Source organism: Candidatus Woesearchaeota archaeon, from assembly GCA_003694805.1.
Classification (GTDB): Archaea; Nanobdellota; Nanobdellia; order Woesearchaeales; family J110; genus J110.
The window spans coordinates 37,305-44,334 of the sequence record RFJU01000099.1 but is presented as its reverse complement, the minus strand read 5'-3'; the positions used below and the strand labels follow the sequence as shown (position 1 = coordinate 44,334).

Here is a 7,030-nt window from a genome sequence, read left to right as displayed (position 1 = left end):
GTTCGATAGCGTTCACCCCAAGGGAATCGAAGTGATCCAGCAGCGTAGCCAGCTCTAAGAAGCCGGCTTCTCGGACTTCGGCTCGTCACAACGTCACGAAAAAAACAAAGAAGGCTTCAAGCAAGAAAACGCAAAGTAAAAAGAAGACTGGAAAGACTGCAAAACAGTCTTCAACGAAGAAGTCATCTACGAAAACATCCAAGAAAAAGCGATCATGGCTTTTTTTTCGCCGCTGAGCCGCAAAGCCCTCGATAAACATAACTGTTCTGCTTTGGGCCGCTCCTACAGTCAATAAGGTTGCTCTCACGAAGCTTTTTGAGCGACATGGTAACAGAACCCAAACTCGCGCCCAGCTGCTCGGCAATCTCTCTTGACGTGAACCACCCGTCAGCCTTGTGCAAGAAGCTAAACACTTCAAATTGGCCGATTGCAACTCACCTCCTTCTCCCCCTGAATCACGGCCGTAAACGCAACCGTGCAACAAGAAGAGAGAGCGAACGAATACTATAAATATTTTATGTCACCCATTCATGGTAGCATCTTCGCATTCTTGAAGATCTCTGTTCTCTGCACCACCCTTCTTGCAAACCTTCGTCACAGGAGGGCAATGCCTATAATCACGAGAACAACACCCACTCCAAGCGCTCCCCACGCTACCTTCTCAGAAAAGAGCAAGGAAGCAAAGTACGCCTTCACCGTATCAAATCCGTTCTGCCACTTCTCCTTGAGCGAAGCGAACAAGACTTGAACATCCATTTTTTTTGTGAACACCCCTCTCTCAATCCATGTTTCTATTACCTAAACCACGAAGACTACTATATAAGTGTTACGCTCGCTGCTACTATCAACCAACGAAGACAACAACGAAGATGAGACGTTCTTCCTTGTTGAAACACTTATCATCGCTACTGGAGATATGCAAGAACGCCGCGAGAACGGTTTAGGAAAGACTTTTTTCAGCAATTTTTCGTTTCAGGCGTTGCAAGAACTCATCAAGATCAACGCCGAATTCAACCTTCCCTTCACGATCTCTCACCGCCAGCTTTTTTTGCTGGACCTCCTTGTCGCCAATGGTTACGATGAAGTTCACCATGTCAAGCCGGGCCTCGCGAACCTTCTTCCCAATAGTCTCGCCCCTCGCGTCAAGCTCAGCACGAATCCCTTCGTTTCTGAGCGCGTCACGAACAGACCTGGCAAAAGACAAAGCACGATCCGTCACTGTCACGATCCGAACAGGCATCGGGCTTAACCACAAAGGAAACTTCCCCCCAAAATGCTCCAGCAAGATGCCGATGAACCGCTCAAGCGAGCCGTAAATTGCTCGGTGAATCATAACCGGTCGGTGCTTCTTTCCATCACTCCCCTCATAGGAAAGATCAAACTTCTCAGGCATGGAAAAGTCCAACTGAATCGTGCCGCACTGCCAACTCCTCCCCATCGCGTCCCTAACGTGAAAGTCAATCTTAGGACCATAAAACGCACCATCCCCTTCGTTGATGGAAAACGGCATGTTCTTGGCTTTCAGCGCGTCCTTCAACGAATTCTCTGCAAGCTCCCAAATCCTAGGATCGCCCATTGCTTTTTCCGGTTTCGTAGAGAGCTCAACAGCGTACTTGAACCCAAACGTCCTGTACACTTTGTCAACAAGCCCGATAAGCTCGATAATCTGCTCTTGAATCTGGTCCTCCGTGCAGAAGATGTGCGCGTCGTCCTGCGTGAAACATCGCACCCGAAACAATCCTGACAACACACCCGACAACTCGTGCCGGTGCACCATGCCGAACTCTCCCTGCTTTATCGGCAAGTCGCGATATGATCGAAGCCGAGTTTTATACATCAAAATATGCCCCGGGCAGTTCATTGGCTTGACAGCGAACTCTTGATTGTCAATCTTCGTGAAATACATGTTCTCGCGGTAATGGTCCCAATGCCCCGAGCGAAGCCACAAAGACTTGTTCAAGATAAGCGGCGTCCTGCTCAGCGTGTAGCCAAGCCGAAACATTTCCTCTTCCATAAATCGCACGAGTGTGTTGTAGAGAAAAATGCCGTTATCGTGGAAGAAGGGCATGCCTGGCGCTTCTTCGTGCATAGAAAAAATTCTCAGCTCCCTCCCCAACCGGCGATGGTCTCTTTGCTCAGCCTCACGCACGCTCTCCTCGTACGCAGCAAGCTCGTCTTTCGATGCAAAACCGACCCAATAGAGCCTGGTAAGCTGCTCATTATTTGCGTTCCCGCGCCAGTACGCGCTTCCAACGTCAACGAGCTTGAACGCCTTCACTTCTCCAACGTCTTTCAAGAAAGGCTGTTTGAGTGTTGGAACAAGGGAAACGCCCAACGCGCTCCAAATGAGAACGTCTTCGCCAGCTCCAAGGTCCTCAATAATCTCTCTTTGCAAAGGGCCAAGCCGTAAACGCTCATCCTGGCCTCTTGATTCTTTTGCTGCACGCCCAGCATGCCCTGACTTCAAAACCGCCGAGGCAGGCGCACGAACAATAGCACCTCCTTTCTTGAGCAAGGCAATGATACGCTTTTCAAGATGGGGAATCTGCTCTTTTTTAATGGTCAACCCTTTCACTTCGAGGAACGCGCGGTCCTGGTGGAGGCCCACCAGTCCGAACTCCGCCTTTGGTTGCATCTCTGCAATCGCCTTAGCAACGGCAAACGCTGCGGAGAGACGGACCTTCTCCTCCTTGCTAACCTTTTTTTCTTCGAGCTTGAACTCTTCACTCCTTGCATGAGCTAGCTTGGTGCTCCCAACAATCTCTCGCGAGAGTTCTGATAAAGGATGGCCTTTGCATTTTAACTCGAACGCTTTGTACCAACCAAACGGCGCCTTCTTCACCGAGAAACCAAGCTCTTTCAAGACCAAAACCGCCTTATTCAACGCTTCTTTGGCAACCTCTGGCCTTGCAAGATCGGAGGAAAGATGAGCATACGGGTAGAGCATGATTCGCTTCGTCTTTACCTGCTCTGCTATCTGCTTCACTTCGGAAGCAAATTTCGAAATAACGCTCTCCAAAACAGCTTCGTCGCGACTCTCTACGGCAATGAATACAACCAAACACTCCTGCTCGTGTATCGCTCCTTTGCCTTCTTGCACCGCATCGGCCAAGGCAACTGCTTTCTTCTTTGGTTCAACCTTCACGTAGTCGGCGTGAATCGCCAGTATTTTCATGCTAAACCACACTCCACGGCAAGAAGCGGTGTAGCTACTCACATAAAAATCTAATGGTTCGGCTTTTTGTGCTTTTTTTCGCAGCCCCCCTTCCTCGCTTCGCCCTCCATGTTCTGATCTTGTCGACCTCTTGTCGACCTTCGCCACCAAGAAGCCCGCCACGAAGGCTCAGTAACAGTACGAGAACAGAACACTCAGCGAATGTGCAACTCCAAAACATCTCCATTCTCTAAGCAGTGGCCCAGCATCACTTTTTGCCCGCCGAACTTGGCAGAGCGCCCCCACACTCTCGCGAATTTGAAATTCTTCACAAAGTCTTTATGAAGCTTTTCACACACGTCGCGAACACTCGCGCCGCGGAACATGATCAATGGCTCCTCCATGTCCGCCGCTTTTCCAGGTTCTTTCAAAAACACGCTGATAAGTCCGAGCTTTTCAAAAATCAACGCTTTCAACTCTTCAACATGTTCATTGTTCTTTGCTGAAATGCAAATATCGGGATGCACTTTCCTCTTCACCGCTTCCAACTCTTTTTTCGAGAGCTCATCAATTTTGTTGAGCACGACCAAACTTGGCATGTACACTCTGTTTCCCTCAATGACGTCGATGAGTTGATCAGCATCAATGTCTTCACGGATGACGACATCAGCGTTGTTTATGCGAAACTCCTTCAAGATTGCCTCAATAGTATCAGGGTCAATTCGCGAAAGCTTCACTGTCGTACCAATGCTAATACCTCCTCTTGTCTTCTTCTTGATTTTCACGTCGGGCCTTGTTTGGTCAAGACGAATGTTCGTCTCAAACACTTCTTTTTTGATGACGGACAAGTGCTCGGGGTGATGCGCGTCAAGCAAGATGAGACAGAGATCTGCACTTCGCATACACGCAAGCACTTCTCTTCCCCTCCCCTTCCCGCTTGCGGCTCCCTTGACGATGCCTGGAACGTCAAGAACCTGAATCTTTGCGTGATTGAAACGAAGAACGCCGGGGACGACGGTGAGCGTCGTGAAAGCATACTCGCCCACCTCGGAGTTGGCACCCGTTAATTGATTGAGAAGCGTGGACTTTCCAACGGAGGGGAAGCCAAGCAAGATAACCGTGCCGTCACCCGTCTTCCTTACTTGGTATCCTTCACCCTTCCCGCTCTTGCCAGACCTCGCTTCCTGCTTCGCCTTTAACTTGGCTAGTTGTGCTTTGTAGAGCCCTATGGCTTTCTGCGTGCGCTTATTGTACTGGCACGTTGCAATAAGATGCTCAAGCTCCTTTATGCGCTCTTCAACACTGCCCACACGAAACAACCTCTCCCAACCAAATGATGCTCAAAACTCTCTTTGAAGACGAAAAGCAAAAAAGCACGCATTTTTTTAAGCTTACCGATAGCGACAGGCCCCCCTCTTAGCCTTCGCCACTGCTCTCACCAGTCAAGAATTTTTTTTAAGCCAACTCTTCTCTTTTCTTCTCTTTTTCCTTGAGCTCACACTCAACTCACAGCCAATCTTTCTGCTTAAAATACGTCCAGAGCACCACCACTGAGGAAATGATTAAGAACCACGCAAACGCATACCCGTACGGCCAGGTAATCTCAGGCATGTACTTGAAATTCATGCCATAAATTCCGGTAATGAGTGTTGGAACAAGGACGAGCGATCCCAAGGCAGTCATGCGCTTCATAACAAGATTCATGTTGTTCGAAGCATTCGTCAAGTAAATATCAATAGCGGAAACCAACACCTCCCTGTACGTCGCAGCGATATCGATGAGCTGGACCGTATCTGCATAGGTGTAGCGGAGGTTTTTCAAATGACGCTCGTTAATCTGCGAGCCAGTCCCCTTCTCTAACTTATTGAGCAACTCTCTGTTGCTTGAAAGTGCACGGTGAAAATAAATCAGCCCTTTCTTGAGCTCAAATATGTGCTTGGTCGTTCCTTCTTTCAAGTTAGAGAGCACCTCATTCTCCACCCTGTCGATCTTGTCCTCTATCAAATCCATCAAATCAAAGTAGCGATGAGTAATTCTTTCCAAGATGATATTGAGTAACGCACTCGAGCCCTTGACAAAAGCGCTCTTCAAATGGTCGTTTCGCTCAGAAAACAAACCTTCAAACAAATCTTTGTCATGCAATCTCAGCGTGATAATCAGATTTGGCGAAGAGATGATGAGCATCGCCTTTGCCCGAAACGAAAAACCCTTGTGAAATGCCTGCTTGAAAAATACACAGCTGAAATGCTCGTACTCATAAACGTCAGAACGAACATCCTTTTGAATGCGCAAAAGATCTTGCAAAGGAATGTTGCAGAGCTTCGCAACTTTTTTGAACTCGTCCATTGATGGCTCAAAAACATCAATCCACTTCACCGCGTGAAAGCGCATCTCCTGGAATGAAACTGGCTTTACCTTGTCTTTTTCAAATTCCAAAACCTGCATCATGACAAGCCATCCCTTGCCCTTGTTCCTTTATAAACTTTCGTCACGAAGAAAGAATGATGAAAAGGATGATGAAAAACACGAGGGGTGGACGGGAACGAATTGAACAAAGACGTAATGACGGTTCGAAGACGAGGACAAGGAATGAGATCGAGCAAAAGACGGTGTTCACTGTTCACGCTTCACGCACGCCAAGGGCACATACAAAAACCAAAGCTTTTAAAAGAGCATTTTTTGAAGAATAAGCATTTTTTGAAGAATACGAAGAAAAAACAGCGAGGCCGCCCGCTCCGACAACGATCAAACCAAAAAACTATGCACGAACAACAACACCTCCAACAAAGCACGCAAGCACGCCAGAATCATCAGCACTATCCCGAGCAAGAAGCGGACCTCAGCATTTTCACCCGCCTCCTCAGCAAGAATTTGTCCTTGCGCAATGAATTCATACTCGTCGTCGGGGACGAGGGAACGCCCACAAGCCAAGCAAGCTTGTTCCTCGCTCGCCGCTTTGCGCAAGCAGCAAAGACACTCGGCAAGAACCACAAACTCATAGTCCTCCGCAAGAGGGACATCGGCGAAGAAGGAGACGAGCTCTTCAGCGAAGAACTCCTCAAACTTCCCCAAGAAAGCATCATCATTCTCACCCTCTCAGGAAAAATAGGGACGCTTCCACAAATAAAGAAGAGCTTTCGTTCATTCTGCGCAGCGCGCCGCCATCGATTCTTGTCAGCCAGCAACCTCCAAAGCCTACCTCCACAAAACCTTCCTGCCTTTATCAAAGCACTTGCAGCGGATTACGACGCGATGGCAAAAGAAGGAGCGTTACTCAAAGAAGCACTAACCCGCGCAAACTCGGTCCAAATAAAAACACCGGCCGGAACCGACCTGACAATGAGTGTTCGCGGCGCGCGAGCAATCCTAGCAAACGCGACCTACCCCGAACCAGGCACAGGCGGAAACATCCCAGGCTCGGAAGTCTACATCGCACCCGTGGAAAACACCGCCAACGGCGTTCTTGTCATTGACGGAAGTCTACGCGTCAGGCGAGGGACCATACTCCCCAAAGCCCCGGTCACGCTCACCATCAAACATGGCAGCGTAACAGCCATCACAGGAGGCAGCGCAGCACAAGAGCTAGAAGAAACACTCCGCTGGGCCGAAAAAAGAGCAAAATACCCAGAGCGAATAAGAAAAGTGGCCGAGCTCGGAATTGGACTCAACCCCCTCGCAAGCATCGTAGGCCTCACTGTCCTCGACGAAAAAGCAAGAAACACCGCACACATCGCCTTCGGGAGCAACAACTGGTTTGGCGGAACTATCAAATCAATTATTCATCTTGACCAAGTCATCAAAAACCCCCGCCTCCTCCTTGACGGAAAACCACTCCCGCGCTTCACAGACTAACAAACCTTACGAACAACCACAACG

At 48.9% G+C, this 7,030-nt stretch carries 5 protein-coding genes; 1 reads left to right on the top strand and 4 read right to left on the bottom strand.

What is annotated here, in order from left to right; genetic code table 11:
• Positions 1 to 212 precede the first annotated feature (212 nt).
• From D6783_03685 to D6783_03670, 4 genes are all read right to left on the bottom strand, one after another.
• Complete coding sequence (locus tag D6783_03685) at positions 213 to 428, bottom strand: ArsR family transcriptional regulator (protein ID RME52887.1); 216 nt, start codon at positions 426 to 428, stop codon at positions 213 to 215.
• Between the two features lie 512 nt (positions 429 to 940).
• The gene (gene thrS / locus D6783_03680) at positions 941 to 3,337 is read right to left on the bottom strand and encodes a threonine--tRNA ligase (GenBank protein RME52886.1); all 2,397 of its coding nucleotides are present in this window, start codon (positions 3,335 to 3,337) and stop codon (positions 941 to 943) included.
• A gap of 32 nt (positions 3,338 to 3,369) precedes the next feature.
• Positions 3,370 to 4,464 (bottom strand): GTP-binding protein, encoded by a 1,095-nt coding sequence (locus D6783_03675; GenBank protein RME52885.1) that lies wholly within the window; start codon positions 4,462 to 4,464, stop codon positions 3,370 to 3,372.
• 196 nt (positions 4,465 to 4,660) lie between these two features.
• A complete protein-coding gene (locus D6783_03670) occupies positions 4,661 to 5,602 on the bottom strand; it encodes a hypothetical protein (GenBank protein ID RME52884.1) in 942 nt (313 codons plus the stop codon).
• 114 nt (positions 5,603 to 5,716) lie between these two features.
• On the opposite strand from D6783_03670, the gene D6783_03665 reads away from it, so the two are divergent.
• A complete protein-coding gene (locus D6783_03665) occupies positions 5,717 to 7,006 on the top strand; it encodes a hypothetical protein (GenBank protein ID RME52883.1) in 1,290 nt (429 codons plus the stop codon).
• The last annotated feature ends 24 nt before the right edge of the window (positions 7,007 to 7,030 follow it).